We start from the raw sequence: 19,648 nt of genomic DNA, 5'->3' as shown, positions 1-19,648 counted from the left end.
TTACGCTTGGCCACCTGTCATCATTCGGGACAGCACCGGAAGCGACCAATCCACCTCCAGCCGACCCTGTCTTCATGCGGGACGCAGCTCCCACACCATTTCCGACCGTATCGTTCCGGCACAATAGCTTAAATGCCGGTCAAGAGAGGAGTCCTTATTAATGCGGGGCTTTCGCCAAGCGCGCCCGTCCCACATGGCTCATCGTCTTTTTTCTACCAATTACGGACGTTTAGAGGATGTTAACCATGAATTAAGTTTTCCGTCCAGTTTCTGCCCGCTTTTAATCGGATGGCGAGTTTTGGCTGCTTTCATGCGCTTGTTCCCGGCGGCATCCGATGACCGGGTTCAAACTATAAAGATAAAAGGAAAACAGGTTATGGCATCCTACAACATCGCGTTCGCCGCCCCTGAAGCGCCGCAGGGCTATGGCCCGTCCGCTTCCAAACCGATCGATCTCGTTCACCTCGCACGCCAGACCATGGGCGACCGGACGGTTGAACTGGAGGTCCTCAAGATTTTCGCCCGTCAGGCCCGCCAGTGCCTCGCGGAACTCTCCGTCGCCGACCAGGATGGCAGGATTGCCACCGCGCATCGCCTCAAGGGCGCTGCCCAGGCTGTCGGCGCTTTCCCGCTTTCGAAGTTCGCCGAAGAAATGGAAGCCGGCGCCCTTGACGCCGCGCACATGGCCAAGATGACGGCCGCTGTCGCCGAGACCGAGAACTTCATCAACCGTCTCTGCCGCTGAGCCTCAAGCCGCGACGGAACACCGAATATGAGAAAGGGCGCGTTGCCATGGCGACGCGCCCTTTTTGAATGTCTGCTCCGGATGCGAAGTTAGGGGTTCTGCTTCTGCTTGCGCCGGGTCTGCAGCTCTTCCAGAATGCGCGCCACTTCCATCTCAAGCGCCACTTCGCTGCGCGGCTTTTCAGGCGCAATCTCGCGGGCGACAGGCAATTGCTGTGCGGCAGCGGCCGAAGCGCGTGCGGTCGCCGGACCAACTCCCGGCATCGGCTGAACAGGTGTCCTCTGGGCCGAGCGCGGCGTGGAGGCGGCCTGGCGGTCGTTTGCCTGCATGCGCTCGCTCAGCAGGCGCTCGAAAGTGGAAACCTGGCGACGCGAAGCGTCGGCCTGCCGGGCGGCCTGCATGGAGGCGGTGGTTGCCGCATCGTTGAGGATGCGCGAGCGCAGCATTTCGATGATCGATTCGGCATTGGCTTCGGCAACTGCCGCTGCAGACTGCTTGCCTGCGTCTTGTGCCGGGGCAGGTGCTGCGGGCTCCTGGCGGTAGCCCTGCACCTGCGGCTGCGGCGGGTAATCCTTTGCATCGAAGGCGGCGTTGGGGCCGTAATTGTAGGTGTCGTCTTCGACATCCTCGGACGGCTGTTCCTGATCCCAGTTGTTGGCGGGGGCCGCGACCGGCTGAGGTCTGGCGGGCTGCGCCTGACGCTGCGGTGCCTGGCGCTGCTGTGCCTGACGTTGGGGCGCTTCGGCAGCAACCTCCGTCGGTTCGGCACGGCGCTGCAGGGCGGCGGTCGCTGCGGCAGCGGCGCTGGCAGCCGTTGTCTCTTCCAGTCCGATACGGCTTTCGATGACCACATCGGTCGGGCCACCGATCAGCACGAGATGTTCGACATTGTCGCGGCGGATCAGCACGACGCGTCGGCGGGCATCGACCACGGCGGCGTCGATCACCGAAAGGCGCTTGGCGCGTTCACGACCGGTGATTGCCATCAACGGAGATACGGGCCGCTCACGCAGATATTTCAGCACGCCCGCATAGGCGATCAGCGCGAAGCCAACCACCGCGACCGCTATGACGAAATTCGTCGCCGTCTGCCCGTTCAAGAAGTCCATTTGTCCCCAACCCCTAACCGCACGCCAATGGGACTCATGTCGTTGACGGCGCGAAAGGCCCGTAAGGCGACACGATACTCAATACCCCGAAAAAACCGGCAAGGATTGCCGGCTGACCCCGCCGATCGTGCAAACGTGTCGCCATCCATTTCAGTTGAAACGTAACGATGCGTGCCGCCGCCTGCACGAGACTACACAAGACCTCCAACTCCGTCGAATCCTGCGCTAAAACAATTTGAAAAGCTTTTGTTTTAAAAGCAAGCGCCCGTCCCAAAAAGAGCGGTGGAGAACTGGCACCCGGCCACGAAAAGCGCCGCGGTGTTTTCGCAAGCGGTCTTGAACTTGGGCGGCAATACTAGTGAATTGGAACCGGCTCCGCATTGATTCCTTCTGATGTTGACCTGAGACAGGTGAACGCGGCGCAGACAAAGAGGCATTGATGACGCAATTCAAGCAGGCGGACGATTACAATCCGCCGATCGTGAACAGACCCGCGGGCGCGGGTGCCTGGCTGCGCATCGTCGTGCTTGCAGCTGCGCTGACACTGTCGGCGCTTGCCTTTGTCGTGTTCAAGGACCAGCTGGAAAACGAGATCGTGCTCGGCATTCTGGGCGTTCTGGCCATGTGCGGGATCTTCTTTCTGGTCTCCGCGCTGATCGGTTTCATCGAGGTGATGCCGGCGCCGCGCACCGAGGCCTATGCCAACGCATTCCTCGATTCCCATCCCGATGGCGCGATCGTCACCGACCGCAAGGGCAGGGTGATCTACGCCAACCGCGCCTATGGCGAGCTGACGGGGGCGCGTGCGATTGCCTCGACACAGACACTCGAAGCGCTGCTTTCGCGCGATCCCGATTCCAACCAGGCGCTGTTTCGGCTGGCCAACTCGCTCCGCGAAGGCAAGGCGGGTTTCGAGGAGTTTCGTCTGCGCAAGCCGCTCGGCCTGGCGGCCTCGGCAAAGTCCGAAGCCCACTGGTACCGCTTGAAGGCCCGCCTGCTGCCGGTGGTCGATGGCGAAAAGCAGCCTCTCTACATCTGGCAGATCAGCGACATCACGGCCGAACGCGAGAAGCAGGAACGCTTCTTCCGCGAACTGCAGAACGCGATCGACTATCTCGACCACGCACCGGCCGGCTTCCTCTCCGCAGGACGGCGCGGCGAAATCTTCTACATCAATGCCACACTGGCCGGCTGGCTTGGGGTGGATCTCACCACCTTCCAGCCCGGAAGCCTGAGCTTGTCGCAATTGCTGGCCGGGCAGGGGCTGGCGCTCCTCCAGTCCATCCAGGCCGAGCCCGGCCGGGAACGGACCGAGACGATCGATCTCGACATGCGCAAGATCAACGGTCAGGGCCTGCCTGTCCGTCTCGTGCATCGCGTCTCCGCCACGACCGATGGCGCGCCTGGCGACAGCCGGACGATCGTGCTTGAGCGCACGGGCCTCGGCGACAGCCAGCAGGCGGGCTCTGCCGCGTCTGCGCGCTTTAACCGCTTCTTCAACAACACGCCGATGGCCATCGCCTCGGTCGATGGATCAGGCAAGATCCTGCGCACCAACGCGCCCTTCATGACGCTCTTCTCCGACATCGTCTCCCGCGACGAGGTCGAGAAGGGGGCGCCGCTGGAGCGCATCGTCCATGAAGGCGATCGCGAGATGCTGGCGGATGCGCTGGCCGCCGCCCGCGACCGGCAGGGCAATATCGCACCGTTCGATTCGCGCCATCCGGTCCAGGAAGGCCGTCATTTCCGTTTCTATGTGAATGCCGTCATCGACCAGAGCGATGAGGCCCCGGAAGAGGCTGCCATCGTCTACGCCGTGGAAAACACGGCGCAGAAGGAACTCGAACAGCAGATGGCGCAGACGCAGAAGATGAACGCGGTCGGCACGCTCGCCGGCGGCATCGCGCATGACTTCAACAACGTGCTGACCGCGATCCTGCTCTCTGCCGACCATCTCCTTCTCCAGGCGCGTCAGGCGGATGCAAGCTTCGCCGACCTGATGGAAATCAAGCGCAACGCCAACCGCGCCGCCGTGCTGGTCCGTCAGCTGCTGGCCTTCTCGCGCAAGCAGACCATGCGTCCGACGGTGCTGAACCTGACGGATGTGGTCGGAGACCTGCGCATGCTGGTCGATCGCCTGACGTCGTCCAACGTCAAGCTCGAAATCGACTATGGCCGCGATCTCTGGCCGGTGAAGACGGACCTGTCGCAGTTCGAGCAGGTGCTGATCAATCTCTGTGTGAACGCCCGCGACGCCATGCCGAATGGCGGGACGATCACCATCCGCACCCGCAATATCAACGGCTCGGACGTGCCGGCGATGAACCTGCTCGGCATGCCGGCGGAAGATTTCGTCATGGTCGAAGTCGAGGATACCGGCACGGGTATCGCGCCCGAAATCATGGACAAGATCTTCGAGCCCTTCTTCACGACCAAGGAAGTGGGCAAGGGCACGGGTCTTGGCTTGGCCATGGTCTACGGCATCATTCGGCAGTCCGGCGGCTATATCTATCCGGAATCGGAAGTCGGCAAGGGAACGAAGTTCCGGCTCTTCCTGCCGCGCCACATTCAGGAGATCACGGCGCAGCCGGCGGGCTCTGCCAATGCCACGCAGGCCGATGGCAGCCCGGCAACACCTGAGCACAAGGTACTCGGCGCGTCCGCCAACGAGCAGGAGATGGACCTGACCGGCAATTCGGCGGTCGTTCTTCTGGTCGAGGACGAGGAAGCAGTCCGCCGCGGCGGCAAGCGCATGCTGGAGACGCGCGGCTACACCGTGCATGAGGCGGGCTCGGGCGTCGAAGCGCTCGACATCATGGAAGAACTCGACGGCAAGGTCGATATCGTCGTCTCCGACGTCGTCATGCCGGAAATGGATGGGCCGTCGCTGCTCAGGGAGCTGCGCAAGAAATATCCGGACATGAAGTTCATCTTCGTCTCCGGCTATGCCGAAGATGCCTTCGCCCGCAACCTGCCGCAGGACGCCAAGTTCGGCTTCCTGCCCAAGCCCTTCTCGCTCAAGCAGCTGGCGCAGGCCGTGCGTGAAATGCTGGATGGCTGAGACTGAGGCGATATCGCCTCAGAAGTCGAAATAGCCCGCGACCGGAACGTGGTCGGACGGCTTTTCCCAGGCGCGGACGTGCTTTTCGACCGCGACGGATTGCAAGCGGTTGGCGGCTTCCGGCGAAAGCATCAGATGGTCGATGCGGATACCGTTGTTCTTCTGCCATGCACCGGCCTGGTAGTCCCAGAACGTATAGACCGGCACGCCGTCGCTTGAGGCGCGCAGGCTGTCTGTAAACCCGAGATTTTCAAGACGGCGGAAGGCCTGTCGTGTCTTCGGCAGGAAGAGCGCGTCGCCCGCCCAGACGGCCGGGTCGTGGCAATCATGCGGCTCGGGGATAACGTTGTAGTCGCCGGCCAGAACCAGCGGCTCCTCCAGCGCGAGGCGCGACTTGGCGAAGTCTTCCAGACGCGCCATCCAGGCGAGCTTGTAGGGATACTTGACCGGATCGTCCGGCGGATTGCCGTTCGGCAGGTAGATCGAGCAGACGCGCAGCGCACCCTTCTCGGTCGAGAACACCGCTTCCATGAAGCGCGACTGTTCGTCAGCATCATCGCCCGGAAGACCGCGCGTCACCTCGTCCGGCGAAACCTTGGAGAGGATGGCAACGCCGTTGAAACCCTTCTGCCCATGCGTCTCGACATGATAGCCGAGCGCCTCGATCTCGAGGCGGGGGAAGTTCTCGTCCACCGACTTGATTTCCTGAAGGCAGACGATGTCGGGATCGCTTTCCTTCAGCCAGGTGCAGAGATTTTCAATACGGGCGCGGACGCCGTTGATGTTCCAGGTCACGATCTTCATGGCGTCCGCTTTATGCAAGTTGTGAAGTCAGGATATCAGATGGCGAAGCTGGTGCCGCAGCCGCAGCTTGCCACCGCATTGGGGTTCTTGATCTGGAAGGACTGGCCCAGCAGATTATCGACAAAATCGATCTCCGAACCTTCCATATAGACAAGCGACATCTGGTCGATCAGCACGCGCGCATTGTCGCGCTCGATGACGATATCGTCGTCCTGCCTGTCGCCGGTCAGGTCGAATTTATAGGAAAAACCGGAACAGCCGCCGCCCTCGACGGAGATGCGCAGCGCGTTCTTGTCGGCTTCTGCGGCGAGGATCTTAGCGATTCGCTTGGCCGCGCTTTCGGTCATGGTTACGTTCACATCAGTCATGTCTTCATCCTCCGGCCGGGTTCAAGGTCCGGCGGTTACGTGGAATCCCGCATAAAATGGGGGCAATTTCGATCCCGATCAATCTCTTCCTGTGCGTTCGGTCAAGTTTTTCGCCGCGGCTCCCGCAAATTCGGCGTGAACTTCTTTCAAGAGAGGTCTGGTGCGGCTATGTAGGCCAGAGATTGAACAGTTGCAGAGCGAAAATGACTTTCGACAGGAACAGGCTTGGATTCGGCTATGGCGAGCGCGCCATCTACGCGGCTGACCCCTGGACATCTCGCGGACGGCTCTATCCCGAAACGGCGAGCCCGACGCGCAGCGACTTCCAGCGCGACCGCGACCGCATCGTCCACACGACCGCCTTTCGTCGCCTGAAGCACAAGACGCAGGTCTTCATCGCCAATGACGGCGATCACTACCGCACGCGCCTGACCCACACGATCGAGGTCGCGCAGATTGCGCGTGCGCTGGCGCGTGCCATGAAGTTGGACGAGGATCTGGCGGAAGGCGTGGCGCTGGTCCACGATTTCGGCCACACGCCGTTTGGGCACACAGGCGAGGATGCGCTCGACGAATGCCTCAAGCCCTATGGCGGCTTCGACCACAATGCCCAGTCGCTTCGTCTCGTCACCAAGCTCGAGCGCCGCTATGCCGAGTTCGACGGGATCAACCTCACCTGGGAAAGCCTGGAAGGCCTCGTCAAGCACAATGGTCCGCTGATGGACAAGCAAGGCAACGGCACGCGTGGCCCGGTCCCGCAGCCGATCCTCGACTATTGCGCGCTGCATGATCTGGAGATTTCGAGCTTCGCCAGCCTTGAGGCCCAGGCCGCCGCCATTGCCGATGACATCGCCTACAATACGCATGACATAGACGACGGTCTGCGCTCCGGCTATCTCACCTTCGAAATGCTGGAGGAAATTCCGTTCCTCGCCGGCCTGATGGCCGAGGTGAGGGGCCTTTATCCGGCGCTCGACCCGTCGCGCTTCACCCATGAGATCATGCGACGGCAGATCACGCGGATGATCGAGGACGTCATATCTGTCGCCCAGCAGCGGCTGGCCGAACTCAAGCCGCAGTCGGCGCAGGATATCCGCAATGCCGACCGCATGGTCATCGAGTTCTCCGATGCGATGCGCGAGACGGACAAGGCGATCAAGGGCATGCTCTTCAAGCGCATCTATCGCCACCCGGAAATCATGCGCATCCGAAAAGGTGCCTCAGACATCGTGGTCGACCTCTACAAGGCCTTCATGGACGACCCCAAGCTGATGCGAAAGCACCACTGGTACGACCATATTTCCGAACTGCCCGAAGCCGCCAAGGCCCGGCAGGTGGGCGATTATCTGGCCGGCATGACGGACACCTATGCGATTGCGACGCACCGGCAGCTGTTTGACCAGACTCCGGATTTGCGATAGGCAGCGCCGAAATGAGCTAAGCCGCGCACAGATCTGCGGCGGCTTGGCGATGACATCTGCGAAATAGCAATGAAATGAAGCACAGGCGCGGCTCTTGAAGATCGCGATACGCTTCAGGTCGTGGGAAACGAGACCTATGAATATCTTTCATGATTTTGCCAACAAGATCAAAGCTGTCCTGAACGACATCGACGTCTTCAAGGAAAAGGGCGCAGGCGCGGATCTCTCGCGCATCACGGTCGAGGCGCCGCGCGATCCGGCCCATGGTGACGTGTCGACGAATGTCGCCATGCTGCTCGGCAAGCCGCTCGGGCTCAACCCGCGCGACTTCGCAAACTTCGTCGTCGAAAAGCTTCGGGCCGATCCCGATATCGCAGACGTCAGCGTCGCTGGCCCCGGCTTCATCAACATCCGTCTTGCGCCCATCTACTGGCAGAAGCTGCTGAACGCGATGGTTTCGGCCGGCGAAAGCTTCGGCCGTTCGGATCTCGGCAAGGGCCGCAAGGTCAATGTCGAATATGTCTCGGCCAACCCGACCGGCCCGATGCATGTCGGCCATTGCCGTGGCGCCGTCGTGGGCGACACGCTGGCAAACCTGCTCGCCTTCACCGGCCATGAGGTGACCAAGGAATATTACATCAACGATGCCGGCTCGCAGATCGATGTGCTCGCCAAGTCGGTGTATCTCCGCTACCGCGAGGCGCTGGGCGACAAGGTCGGCGAAATCCCGGCCGGCCTCTATCCGGGCGACTATCTCGTCCCCGTCGGCAAGGTTCTGGCGGAGCAATACGGCACGAAGCTTCGCGCCATGCCGGAAGACCAGTGGATGCCGATCGTCAAGAACGCGGCCATCGACGCGATGATGGTGATGATCCGCGAGGATCTGGCGGCGCTGAACGTCCATCACGACGTCTTCTTCTCCGAGCGCACGCTGCACGCCGACAACGGCGACCTGATCCTCTCGGCCATCAACGACCTGACCTACAAGGGCCATGTCTACAAGGGCAAGCTGCCGCCGCCGAAGGGCCAGGTGCCGGAAGACTGGGAAGACCGCGAGCAGACCCTGTTCCGCTCGACCGATGTCGGTGACGACATCGACCGTCCGCTGATGAAGTCGGATGGCAGCTTCACCTACTTTGCCGCCGACGTTGCCTATTTCAAGAACAAGTACGATCGTGGCTTCAACGACATGATCTATGTTCTCGGCCAGGACCATGGCGGCTACGTCAAGCGTCTGGAAGCCGTCGCCAAGGCGGTGTCCGGTGGCGCCGTTCACCTGACGGTTCTGCTCTGCCAGTTGGTCAAGCTCTACCGTGACGGCGAGCCGGTGAAGATGTCGAAGCGTTCGGGCGATTTCGTCACGCTGCGCGACGTGGTCGATGAAGTCGGCCGCGACCCGGTTCGCTTCATGATGATCTATCGCAAGAATTCCGAACCGCTCGACTTCGACTTCGCCAAAGTTACTGAGCACTCCAAGGACAATCCTGTCTTTTACGTGCAGTATGCGCATGCGCGCTGCGAATCAATTTATCGTCAGGCGCACGAAGTCTATCCGGATCTTGACCTTGCAAATCTTCCGTTTGATGACAAGATTGCGTCAATGATAGACGATCCGGCAGAGTTGCAGCTTGTCGCCAAGCTGGCCGAATACCCCCGGATTATCGAGGCTGCGGCGGTGTCGCAGGAGCCGCATCGCGTTGCTTACTACCTCTACGACCTTGCGGGCGTGTTCCATGGACACTGGAATAAGGGTAAGGAAAATACCGGCTTACGGTTTGTTAACGATAAAAACAGAGAATTGACCGTGGCCAGGCTGGGATTGGTGAGGGCAGTGGCATCCGTTTTGAAGTCGGGACTCGGGATTACCGGGACGGCTGCGCCAGACGAGATGCGGTGACCGTCGCCATTTGCCCATAATGTCCTGGCAGGTAACGCAAGCTTTTGCGAGTGGACAATATGGCAGATAACAGACGCGCCGGTGAACGGACAATCTTTCGCGGGGACGTAGAAGGAAACGATACTCTCGCGGAGATTTCCAAGGCGCTGGAGACGGAGCGGCGTTCGCCGATCGCCGTCGGGGCCGGCTTCATCCCTCCGGCCGGGGGGCAGTCGTCGAACATCCCTGCCATGGCCGATCTCGAAGATGAGCTCCTGCGCGAGTTTGCCCTTTACGAAGGGCCGCGCGAAACCGCTTCGCGTGAGCCCGCCCGAAAGGTTGAGCCGAGCTTCGAGCCTGTTGCCCGTCCGGCCGCGCCTGTGCAGGCGCCGGCGGCAGCTCTCGACGATGACGACGATACGATGCCGCCGATGGATGCGGGCAGCATGTTCCGTGCCGCCCGTCCCGCGCAGGTCGTTCGCGCCGCTGCCGCGCCTGAACCGGTTGCTGAAGCCCCGCGGATCGAGCCGGAGCCGCCCGTCGTGTTCGCCTCCGAACCGGATGCCGAGATCGAATTCGCGCCGTCTCTGGACCGTGCGGACGCTTCCGTCGAGGCTGCCGATGAACCCGTAGAGTTCTCGGGTCCCGTACCGGATCTCGCCGGCTGGGACCTCGAAGAGGAAGATGCGGTTATCCAGTCTGCAGTCGCGCCTGTGGCCGAATCGGTCGAAGAGCCGGTTGCCGTCGAAGAAGAGCCTGTCTTTGCCGGCCCGGTTCCCGATTTCGATTTCGGCGATGAAGCCGTCTTTGCCGGTCCCGTGCCGGAGATCGAGCTTGACGATGTGTTGGCTGAGCTCGCCGATGAGCCGGTTTTCGCCGGTCCTGTCCCTGATTTCGATTTCTCCGACGATGACGCCGCGGATGTGGCTGTCGCGGATGCTGCGCCCGCGAGTGTGGCTCTGGAGGAGGAACTGGAACAGTCTCTCGGTGCGCTCGACCTCGCACCCGAGGCTGCGGCCGAACCGGCATCCCCGTTTGCTGCCTGGAAGAACGATCGTCTGGTGGCGCTTGAAACGACAACGCCGGCTTGGCTTTCCTCTGCAGCGCTTGCACCAAAGACGCTGCCTCCGGCTGAAGATGTTTCCGCAGTTGCTGCTGCCGTGGCGAAGCACGAGCTTGCTGCCGCGCCTGCAGAGCCTGAAGTCGTTCACGAAGCCGAAGAGGTTGAGGTTGCTGCGTCCGCGGAGCCGGAGGCCGATCTTCTCGGTGAGTTCGAGTTCGATCTGAACGAGGATGATCTTGTAGCGGCCGAGGTGACGACACAGCACGAGGCCTCGACGTCTTACGAGGCTGATGACGCTCTGGAGCACGACGCGCCGGCGATACATGCCTTGAAGGACGCGCCCGCTGACGATGTCGCGTCCTATATTTCCGTCGAGCCTGAACTCCCGTCTTTCGCGGCAAAGACTGCTGCCGTGGCAACACCGGTCGTCGCCGATCCCGCCTTCGAAATGCCGGACTGGCTTCATTCCGTCCGCAAGGACCCGGTTGCGCCGCAACCCGTTGCCGAAAAGAACGCCGATTTCGACTTCAAGGATTTCGAGTTCGATTTCGATGAGGATGCGATTGAGGCGGAAGTCTCGCGTGCCGTGATGTCTGAACTCCAGACGGCCACCGCACAGCCGCCTGTCGATGAAATGCCCTTCGATCCGAGTGCGATCACCGAGATCGAGGACCGCATGCCTGCCTCCTTCGGCAACATGGATGTTCCGCAGGTTCCTGAGCAGGATGGCGAGACGCTCCCGAAGCCGGTGTCCGACTTCGATTACGATATCGAAGCGGAGATGGCAGAGCTGTTCGCCTTCGGCAACAAGTCCAAGGCACAGGCTGCGGATGCACAGGCCGCGAACCAGCAGGCTTCGTCCGACGATAGCGATGCCGATGGCCTCGCCAACGAGCTCATCCGCTCGATTCATGAAACACCTGCCATTCCGGCCGGCCGCGCCTTTGACATGGCGGAAATCAACGCGACGTCGACAAGCTTCGTCTCGCGGTATGCGCGCGTTGCTGCGTTTGCCGCTCTGGTCGCGTTCGCGGGCTTCGGCGCGGTAGTGCTTTGGCGTTCGGGCGATGTACCGGGTGTCGCAGGGGACGGAACGCCCCGCGTCATCATGGCCGACAAGTCGCCGATCAAGGAAGTTCCCGACCAGCCGGGCGGCAAGCAGGTGCCGAACCAGGACAAGGCGGTCTACGACCGCGTTGCCGGCAAGTCGCCGGAAGTGGTCAAGCAGGGCAGCCTGATCGCCAATGCCGAAGAGCCGGTCAACGTCGCCGCAAAGACCCTGGGTGATGAAGGCACGCAGCCTGCAGAATCTCAGGTTCCCGGTGTGTCCGATGCCACGGCTACCAATGACGCCGACGCCCGCCTGCCGGCAACGCCTTCCCAGCCGGGTGTCGATGGCCAGAAGACGAACGAATCGGTCGCGCCCCGCAAGGTGAAGACGATGATCGTTTTGCCGAACGGCACCTTGGTCGCCCGCGAAACCAATGCCCCGGCTGAACCCGTGGCCCAGCAGAAACCCGCTGCGGCAGATGCCGCGATGACCGCACCGGCTGCAACGGCCAAGGTCGAAGCGTCCCAGCCCGCAGCAACGATTGCCCCGGCAAACGGCGCACCTGCAGCGCAGGCCACACAGCCCGCAACGGCTGACAAGGCTCCGGCGACCAAGTCGGCACCCATGCCGATCCCGACCGCGCGTCCGGCCGAACAGCCGGTCAATGTTGTCGGTACGGTCACGCAGCGCGGCAATGTCGTCGGTCAGCAGACCGCAGCGGCTGAAAAGCCCACAGCCGCTCCGCAGGCACAGGCTCCCGCTGCCAAGCCGGCACCGCAGCCCGCTGCAGCGCCGGTCGCATCCAGCGCGCCCGCCGGTGCCTATGTGATCCAGATCGCATCGCTTCCCTCTGAGGCCGAGGCGCAGAAGTCCTACGCCAACCTCTCGGCCAAGTTCTCCTCGGTGATCGGCGGCAAGAGCCCGGATATCAAGCCCGCAGAAATCCCGGGCAAGGGCACGTTCTACCGCCTGCGCATCGTTGCCGGCAGCAAGGACGACGCGATTGCGCTTTGCTCCCGCTACAAGGCGGCGGGCGGAAGCTGCCTCGTTTCCCGCTGAGAGAAAATCCGTTGAATATTCAAACCATCGCCGCCTGTCAGGGCGGCGATGCTCGCTTTATGGATGGATCATGACAGACACACGCGCGCTCATCCTCGGCTGCTCCGGCCCGGTTCTCACGGACGAAGAGAAGGCCTTCTATCGCGACGTACAGCCCTGGGGCTTCATTCTCTTCGGTCGCAATATCGAAAGCCTCGACCAGATCAGGCGGCTGACCGATGATCTCAGAGAAACCGTTGCGGGCCGGCATGCGCCCGTCCTGATCGACCAGGAAGGCGGCCGCGTGCAGCGCATTCGCCCGCCGCTCGCCGACAAGTACCCGTCCGGTGCCGACCTCGGTGCGATTTATGCAGAGGACAAGGAAAAGGGACTGCGCGCCGCCTGGCTCATGTCCCGCCTTCACGCCTTCGATCTCCTGAAACTCGGCATCGATATCGATTGTCTGCCGGTGCTCGATGTTCCCGTCGCGGGCGCACATGACGTGATCGGCAGCCGCGCCTATGGCCATGATCCCGAGACCGTCACCGCCATGGGGCGCGCCGCAGCGCAGGGGCTGAAGGATGGCGGCATGCTGCCGGTCATGAAGCACATGCCGGGCCACGGCCGCGCCGGCGCCGATTCGCATCATAACCTGCCGGTCGTCGACGCCTCGCGCGAGGTGCTGGAAGCGCATGACTTCGCGCCGTTCCGCGCCCTGCGCAACGAATTGATGGCCATGAGCGCCCATGTCGTCTACACGGCAATCGACGCGGAACGACCGGGCACGACGTCCAAGATCGTCATCGACGAGATCGTTCGCGGATATATCGGTTTCGATGGCCTGCTGATGTCCGATGACACCTCGATGAATGCGCTTGCCGGAACAATTGGGGAGCGCGCGCGCGACATTGTTGCGGCGGGCTGTGATATCGTGCTTCACTGCAATGGCGTGATGGCGGAAATGCAGGCCGTCGTCGCCGAAGCGCCGGTTCTCGCCGGCAAGGCGAAGGCCCGTGCTGATGCAGCGATTGCCGGCTTTGCCAAGCCCGACGCTTCGGATGAAGCCGCATTGCGCGCCGAGTTCTTCGCGATGTTCCCGTCTGCCTGACCGGCAGGCCTGGGGGCACCCCGGGGCCGGCCTAAGGGGCAGGAAGTTCAGATGGCCGAAGGGCAGAAGCCGGCGTCCGCGCCGCTTGAGAAATTGTGGGACGCGGATGCGGAGCGTGGGGTCACCGAACCCGCGTTGCTGATCGACGTCGCCGGTTTTGAAGGGCCGCTCGACCTGCTGCTGCATCTGGCCCGCACGCAGAAGGTCGATCTGTCGCGCATTTCCGTTCTGGCGCTGGCCGAACAATATCTGGTCTTTGTCGAACAGGCCCGCGCGATCCGCATCGAGCTGGCCGCCGACTATCTCGTGATGGCTGCCTGGCTCGCCTATCTCAAATCACGCCTTCTCATTCCGCAGGCGCCCAAGGATGGCGAACCCTCCGGCGAGGAAATGGCGGCAAGCCTGGCCTTCCGGCTGAAGCGTCTCGAAGCCATGCGCGGTGCTGCCGAGAGGCTGGTCAACCGCGACAGGCTGGGGCGCGATTTTTTCCCGCGCGGTGCGCCCGAACTGATCCCCGTCGAACGCCGCTCCGCCTTCGAGGCAAGCCTCTACGACCTTCTGACCGCGTACGCGGCCCTGCGACAGCGACAGGCGGTGACCAATGTGGTAATCGCCCGCCGAAAGGTCTGGTCGCTGGTGGAGGCCAGAACGCTGCTGTCGCGCATGGTTGGCGAGATTTCGGACTGGGTGTCGCTGGACATGTATCTGGCGCGCTACACCATCGATCCGCAGGAGCGCCGCACCATGATCGCCAGCGCCTTTGCCGCATCGCTGGAGATGGCGCGCGAACGCAAGATCGAGATTCGCCAGGATGGCGCATTCAAGCCCATCTTCATGCGGCCGGGCGACAGGGCCTCTGAACTGGGTGAGGGAACTTCAGACGCATGACCATGGCCGAAACATCCGAATTGATCGACGTTACCGAGACGAGCATGGATGACCCGCGCTTTGTCGAGGCGTGCCGCATGGCGGAAGCCCTTGTCTTCGCCTCGGCGCAGCCGGTTTCCGAAGGCTTTCTGGCGGAGCGCCTGTCGCGCGGTGTCGATGTCGGCCTTGTCATGGCGACGCTGAAGAATGACTATGCCGCACGTGGCATCCACCTTGTCCGCGTCGAGGGACACTGGGCCTTCCGCACGGCGCCGGACCTCTCTTTTGCGCTCCGTTCCGACGAGCGCGAGCCAAGGAAACTCTCCCGCGCCGCGCTGGAGGTACTCGCGATCATTGCCTATCACCAGCCGGTGACACGCGCCGAAATCGAGGATATTCGCGGCGTCCAGACCTCGCGGGGAACGCTCGATGTCCTGATGGAGGCAGGCTGGGTGCGCTTCCGCGGCCGCCGCCGCACACCGGGCCGTCCAGTCACTTTTGGCACGACACGCGACTTCCTCGACCATTTCGGGCTGGAAGAGATCCGCGATCTGCCGGGTCTGGAAGAGCTGCGCGGGGCAGGGCTGCTCACGGGCCGCATGCCGCCGAACTTCAATATTCCGTCTCCCCTGTCCGATGACGAGTTGACCGAGGACGAAGATCCGCTGACGCAACTCGACCTCGAGGAACTCGGCCTCTTGACACCGGGCGGGAAAGAAGAGGAATAAGCTCCGCTTTTATCGGCCTGCCCAAAAGGCCCTCAATCCGGACGGTCTCATTGTCGAAGTCGCTCCCAAATCAGCACGTTGATCCCGAGGTCCGCAGCCGCCGAACGGCCGGCGTGACATTCGCCGCGCGTCTCGCCTTCGACGATATCCGCCACAGCTATCACGGCAAGGAAACCATCCGCGGCATTTCGCTGGTGGCGCAGCCGAGTGAAGTTCTCTGCCTTCTGGGACCGTCGGGATCGGGCAAGACGACACTGCTTCGCATCGCTGCTGGCATCGAGGTCCAGTCGAGCGGGCGGGTTCTTCTGAACGACCGTGAAATCGCTGGCCCCTCGACCTTCCTGCCACCCGAGCGTCGCGGCATCGGGCTGATTTTCCAGGACTTTGCGCTCTTTCCGCACCTGACGATCCTCGAGAATGTCCGCTTCGGTCTGACTGCCCTGCCCAAGAAGGCGGCAGTCGAAGAGGCGATGGCGGCCCTGGCGCGTGTCGGTCTCGACCATGCCGCCGAGAAATACCCGCATGCGCTGTCCGGCGGGGAGCAGCAGCGCGTGGCGCTCGCCCGCGCGCTTGCCCCGCGCCCTGCCGTTTTCCTGATGGACGAACCCTTCTCCGGTCTCGATTCCCGCCTCAAGGATTCGGTGCGGTCCGAGACGCTGGCGATCCTGCGCGAAACCCGCGCCACGGCCATCGTTGTCACGCATGATGCGGAGGAGGCGATGCTGATGGCTGACCGCATCGCGCTTCTGCGCGACGGGCGGCTGGTGCAATCCGGCCCGTCCGAAGAGCTTTACCGCCGTCCGGCCAGCCTGTTCGCTGCCGGCTTCTTTTCCGACATCAACATCTTTGCCTCGGTGGTTCGCGATGGCGCGGTGGAAACACCGCTCGGCCGCACGACAGTGAAGGGATTTGCAGACGGAACCCGTGTCAATGCGGCGGTTCGGCTGGCGGATGTCAAGGCAAGCGGCGAGGGTGGTCGCATCCCCGCAAGAATTCTCTCGCGCCGTTTTCTGGGCGTCGTCGAGGTGCTGAGACTGGCCGTACCCGGCGTCGAAGAACCGGTCCGCGCGCGAATTCGTGCCGACCAGTTGCCGCAGGGCTTGCGCGACATATCGCTAGACGTTAACGAACGCGACATAATGGTGTTTGAAAAAGACGCTTGAACGTCTTACATCGTTGGGGAACAAATAAGCCTCCGGTGTTCGGAGGCGACAGGAAGGAGATTCCGATGGGTTCTTTTAGCATGGTGCATTGGCTGATCGTTCTGGTCGTCGTGCTGCTGTTCTTCGGTCGTGGCAAGATCCCGGAATTGATGGGTGACCTGGCAAAGGGCATTCAGAACTTCAAGAAGGGCATGTCCGAGGAAGATCCGGCGGACAAGGCCAAGACGGTCGATCACAAAGCCGACGAAGCCAAGTAATATCAGCGCCGCCCGCGCAGTTCTGAGGTAATTCAATGCTGGATATCGGCTGGACCGAGCTCTTGGTCATCGCCATCGTTTTGATCGTGGTGGTCGGGCCGAAGGACCTGCCGCCCATGCTGCGCGCTTTCGGCAAAATGACGAAGCGCCTCCGCGTCATGGCTGGCGAGTTTCGCCAGCAGTTTGACGAGGCGCTTCGCGAAGCGGAGCTGGACGATGTCCGCCAGACCTTCTCCGATGCGCAGAAGCTCAATCCGGTCAATTCGCTAAAGGATGCACTGAACCCGCTGCGCCAGATGGGCAACGACATCCGCAGCGACCTGCAGAATGCTGCCAAGCCGGAGCCGACGAAGATCGGCGAACCCTGGAAGCCGGAACCTGAGGTCAAGCTCCCCGGCGAACCACCGACATTCCCTGTCGCTGAACCGGCGACAGTGACGCCGCCGACGTCGGCCGAAACGCCCGCCTCGCGCGATCCGGCTCCCGAAGCGAAGAAGCCCGCCCGCAAGCCGCGTGCGGCCAAGGAGCAGGCTGTGGCGGAAGCCGCCCCTGTGGACGCCGCGCCTAAAGCAAAGGCCGCACCGCGCAAGAAGGCTGCCGTTGTTGCCGAGACTGCCGCTGTCGCTCCGGAAGCCGTGAGTGCCCCGGTCAAGAAGCCTGCCTCCCGCAAGGCCGCGGCCGCGGCTGCCAAGGTCGAGCCGGCTGCTGAAAAGGCGGCCAAGCCGAAGAAACCCGCCGCCAAGGCCAAGAAGACGGGTGATGCATGACCGACAATATTGAAGACAAGCCGCAGCCGCTGATCGAGCATCTGGTCGAACTGCGCGCGCGCCTGATCAAGTCGCTGGCAGCGTTCTTCGTCGCATTTCTGGTCTGCTTCTTCTTCGCGAGAGACCTCTTCAACCTGTTGGTCATCCCCTACAAGTGGGCTGTCCTCTGGGCGCATCTTGATCTGAAGAAGGCGGAATTCATCTACACGGCGCCGCAGGAATTCTTCTTCACGCAATTGAAGGTGGCCATGTTCGGCGCCATGATCCTGGCCTTTCCGGTTATTGCCTCGCAGCTCTATCGTTTCGTCGCGCCCGGCCTCTACAAGAACGAACGCGCAGCCTTTCTGCCGTTTCTGATCGCATCGCCCGTGCTGTTCCTGCTCGGCGCGGCGCTGGTCTATTTCTTCTTCACCCCGATGGTGATGTGGTTCTTCCTGCGCATGGAAGTGTCCGGCTCCGAAAGCCAGGTTGCTATCCAGCTGATGCCGAAGGTCTCGGAATATCTGAGCCTGATCATGACGCTGGTGTTCTCCTTCGGTCTGGTTTTCCAGCTTCCCGTCGTGACATCGCTTCTGATCCGCGCCGATATCCTGCGCACGCAGACGCTGGTGGAGAAGCGTAAATACGCCATCGTGATGGCCTTCGTGGTCGCCGCCGTGCTGACGCCGCCCGATCCGATGTCCCAGATCGGCCTTGCGCTGCCGACGATCCTTCTCTACGAAATCGCAATCTATGCAGGTCGACTCATCGAGAAGGGTCGCGGCAAGGAGAAGGCTGCGGACGAAGAGCAGGCGACAGCAACTGACGTCGCCTCATCCTCCGCGTCTGAAGACGGCGGGGCGTGACGACCGGCCCTGCCCAATGACTCGGGGCGGGGCTTTTTGAAGACGAAGCTGCCACCCTTCGGAACTGACCCGTCTTCGAAGGCTGAAGTTCAATGCTCGACATCAAATGGATCAGGGAAAATCCGGCAGCGCTTGACGCTGCTTTGGCGAAACGTGGCGCTGAGGCCCTGTCGGCTTCCGTCATCGCGCTCGATGAGAAGCGCCGCTCCCTCGTCCAGTCAGTGCAGGACATGCAGTCGCGCCGCAACTCGGCCTCCAAGGAAATCGGCGCCGCCATGGCGCAGAAGAACACCGAGCTTGCCGAAAAGCTGAAGGCCGAAATGGCCACGCTCAAGGAAACGCTTCCGAGCGCCGAAGAGGAAGAGCGCAAGATCAGCGCCGAACTCACGGACATGCTCTCGCGCATCCCGAACATTCCGCTGGACGATGTACCGGTCGGCAAGGACGAGCATGACAACGTGGTCAAACGCGTCGTCGGCAACAAGCCCGGCTGGAACCATCCCCCGCAGGAGCATTACGAAATCGGTGAAGGCCTCGGCTACATGGATTTCGAACGTGCCGCCAAGCTTTCCGGCGCGCGCTTCACGGTTCTGACGTCTCAGCTTGCCCGCATGGAACGCGCGCTCGGCCAGTTCATGCTGGACCTGCACACCCGCGAACACGGCTACACGGAAGTCTCCTCGCCGCTGATGGTGCGCGACGAGGCCATGTATGGCACGGGCCAGCTGCCGAAGTTTGCCGAAGACCTTTTCCGCACGACCGACGGCCGCTGGCTGATCCCGACGGCGGAAGTGACGCTGACAAACCTCGTTTCCGGCGAAATCCTCGACCAGGACAAGCTGCCGCTGCGCTTCACGGCGCTGACCCCATCCTTCCGCTCGGAAGCCGGTTCCGCCGGTCGCGATACGCGCGGCATGCTGCGCCAGCACCAGTTCTGGAAATGCGAACTCGTTTCGATCACCGATGCCGAAAGCTCGATTGCCGAACATGAGCGCATGACCGCCTGCGCCGAGGAAGTGTTGAAGCGCCTCGGCCTGCATTTCCGCACCATGACGCTCTGCTCGGGCGACATGGGCTTCGGCGCGCGCAAGACCTATGACCTTGAGGTCTGGCTGCCGGGCCAGAACACCTATCGCGAAATCTCGTCCTGCTCGGTCTGTGGCGATTTCCAGGGACGCCGCATGAATGCGCGTTACCGCAACGCCTCCGAGAAGGCGCTGAACTTCGTTCACACGCTCAATGGTTCCGGCACCGCTGTCGGCCGCTGCCTCATCGCCGTGATGGAGAACTATCTGAACGAGGATGGCTCGATCACCGTTCCGGACGTGCTTCTGCCCTACATGGGCGGCATCACCCGGATCGAGAAGGCAGCCTGAC

Annotated in this window: 16 protein-coding genes; 13 read left to right on the top strand and 3 right to left on the bottom strand. The window is 62.2% G+C overall.

Annotated elements, in window-relative coordinates:
• Positions 1 to 376: 376 nt before the first annotated feature.
• Entirely contained in the window at positions 377 to 745 is a 369-nt protein-coding gene (locus tag LQK84_RS01195) for an Hpt domain-containing protein (protein WP_230826774.1), read from the top strand.
• An 89-nt stretch (positions 746 to 834) separates the two neighbouring features.
• Here LQK84_RS01195 and LQK84_RS01190 read toward each other — a convergent pair whose 3' ends face one another.
• On the bottom strand, positions 835 to 1,854 hold the full coding sequence (locus tag LQK84_RS01190) for a flagellar biosynthetic protein FliO (protein ID WP_230826773.1): 1,020 nt from the start codon (positions 1,852 to 1,854) through the stop codon (positions 835 to 837).
• Positions 1,855 to 2,293: 439 nt separating this feature from the next.
• Here LQK84_RS01190 and cckA point away from each other — a divergent pair, with 439 nt between their 5' ends.
• On the top strand, positions 2,294 to 4,915 hold the full coding sequence (cckA, locus tag LQK84_RS01185; RefSeq protein ID WP_230826772.1) for a cell cycle histidine kinase CckA: 2,622 nt from the start codon (positions 2,294 to 2,296) through the stop codon (positions 4,913 to 4,915).
• An 18-nt stretch (positions 4,916 to 4,933) separates the two neighbouring features.
• Here cckA and xth read toward each other — a convergent pair whose 3' ends face one another.
• Both xth and erpA read right to left on the bottom strand, forming a co-directional pair.
• The gene (gene xth / locus LQK84_RS01180; protein ID WP_230826771.1) at positions 4,934 to 5,719 is read right to left on the bottom strand and encodes an exodeoxyribonuclease III; all 786 of its coding nucleotides are present in this window, start codon (positions 5,717 to 5,719) and stop codon (positions 4,934 to 4,936) included.
• A gap of 35 nt (positions 5,720 to 5,754) precedes the next feature.
• Entirely contained in the window at positions 5,755 to 6,087 is a 333-nt protein-coding gene (gene erpA, locus LQK84_RS01175; protein WP_230826770.1) for an iron-sulfur cluster insertion protein ErpA, read from the bottom strand.
• Positions 6,088 to 6,290: 203 nt separating this feature from the next.
• Here erpA and LQK84_RS01170 point away from each other — a divergent pair, with 203 nt between their 5' ends.
• The 11 genes from LQK84_RS01170 to serS all read left to right on the top strand — a co-directional run bounded on the left by LQK84_RS01170 (position 6,291) and on the right by serS (position 19,647).
• Complete coding sequence (locus LQK84_RS01170; protein ID WP_230826769.1) at positions 6,291 to 7,508, top strand: deoxyguanosinetriphosphate triphosphohydrolase; 1,218 nt, start codon at positions 6,291 to 6,293, stop codon at positions 7,506 to 7,508.
• 136 nt (positions 7,509 to 7,644) lie between these two features.
• Complete coding sequence (gene argS, locus LQK84_RS01165; RefSeq protein WP_230826768.1) at positions 7,645 to 9,405, top strand: arginine--tRNA ligase; 1,761 nt, start codon at positions 7,645 to 7,647, stop codon at positions 9,403 to 9,405.
• A gap of 59 nt (positions 9,406 to 9,464) precedes the next feature.
• Entirely contained in the window at positions 9,465 to 12,557 is a 3,093-nt protein-coding gene (locus LQK84_RS01160) for an SPOR domain-containing protein (RefSeq protein ID WP_230826767.1), read from the top strand.
• A gap of 70 nt (positions 12,558 to 12,627) precedes the next feature.
• On the top strand, positions 12,628 to 13,644 hold the full coding sequence (gene nagZ / locus LQK84_RS01155; protein WP_230826766.1) for a beta-N-acetylhexosaminidase: 1,017 nt from the start codon (positions 12,628 to 12,630) through the stop codon (positions 13,642 to 13,644).
• 51 nt (positions 13,645 to 13,695) lie between these two features.
• Entirely contained in the window at positions 13,696 to 14,532 is an 837-nt protein-coding gene (locus LQK84_RS01150; protein ID WP_230826765.1) for a segregation and condensation protein A, read from the top strand.
• A gap of 44 nt (positions 14,533 to 14,576) precedes the next feature.
• Complete coding sequence (scpB, locus tag LQK84_RS01145) at positions 14,577 to 15,239, top strand: SMC-Scp complex subunit ScpB (protein ID WP_230827266.1); 663 nt, start codon at positions 14,577 to 14,579, stop codon at positions 15,237 to 15,239.
• 50 nt (positions 15,240 to 15,289) lie between these two features.
• Positions 15,290 to 16,402 (top strand): ABC transporter ATP-binding protein, encoded by a 1,113-nt coding sequence (locus tag LQK84_RS01140; RefSeq protein WP_230826764.1) that lies wholly within the window; start codon positions 15,290 to 15,292, stop codon positions 16,400 to 16,402.
• Positions 16,403 to 16,467: 65 nt separating this feature from the next.
• Positions 16,468 to 16,659: a twin-arginine translocase TatA/TatE family subunit gene (locus LQK84_RS01135; RefSeq protein WP_112627486.1), complete on the top strand. Its 192-nt coding sequence runs from the start codon at positions 16,468 to 16,470 to the stop codon at positions 16,657 to 16,659.
• 35 nt (positions 16,660 to 16,694) lie between these two features.
• The gene (tatB, locus tag LQK84_RS01130) at positions 16,695 to 17,426 is read left to right on the top strand and encodes a Sec-independent protein translocase protein TatB (RefSeq protein ID WP_230826763.1); all 732 of its coding nucleotides are present in this window, start codon (positions 16,695 to 16,697) and stop codon (positions 17,424 to 17,426) included.
• A complete protein-coding gene (gene tatC / locus LQK84_RS01125; protein WP_230826762.1) occupies positions 17,423 to 18,271 on the top strand; it encodes a twin-arginine translocase subunit TatC in 849 nt (282 codons plus the stop codon). Before tatB ends, tatC begins: the two co-directional genes overlap by 4 nt.
• Before the next feature lie 92 nt (positions 18,272 to 18,363).
• Positions 18,364 to 19,647, top strand: a complete 1,284-nt coding sequence (gene serS / locus LQK84_RS01120; RefSeq protein ID WP_230826761.1) for a serine--tRNA ligase — start codon at positions 18,364 to 18,366, stop codon at positions 19,645 to 19,647.
• Position 19,648: the final 1 nt, after the last annotated feature.

It is taken from the genome of Rhizobium sp. C4 (assembly GCF_021026315.1).
Taxonomy (GTDB): Bacteria; Pseudomonadota; Alphaproteobacteria; order Rhizobiales; family Rhizobiaceae; genus Ensifer_A.
Note: the sequence above shows the minus strand (reverse complement) of the source record. Positions and strands in the feature narration are given on the sequence as shown.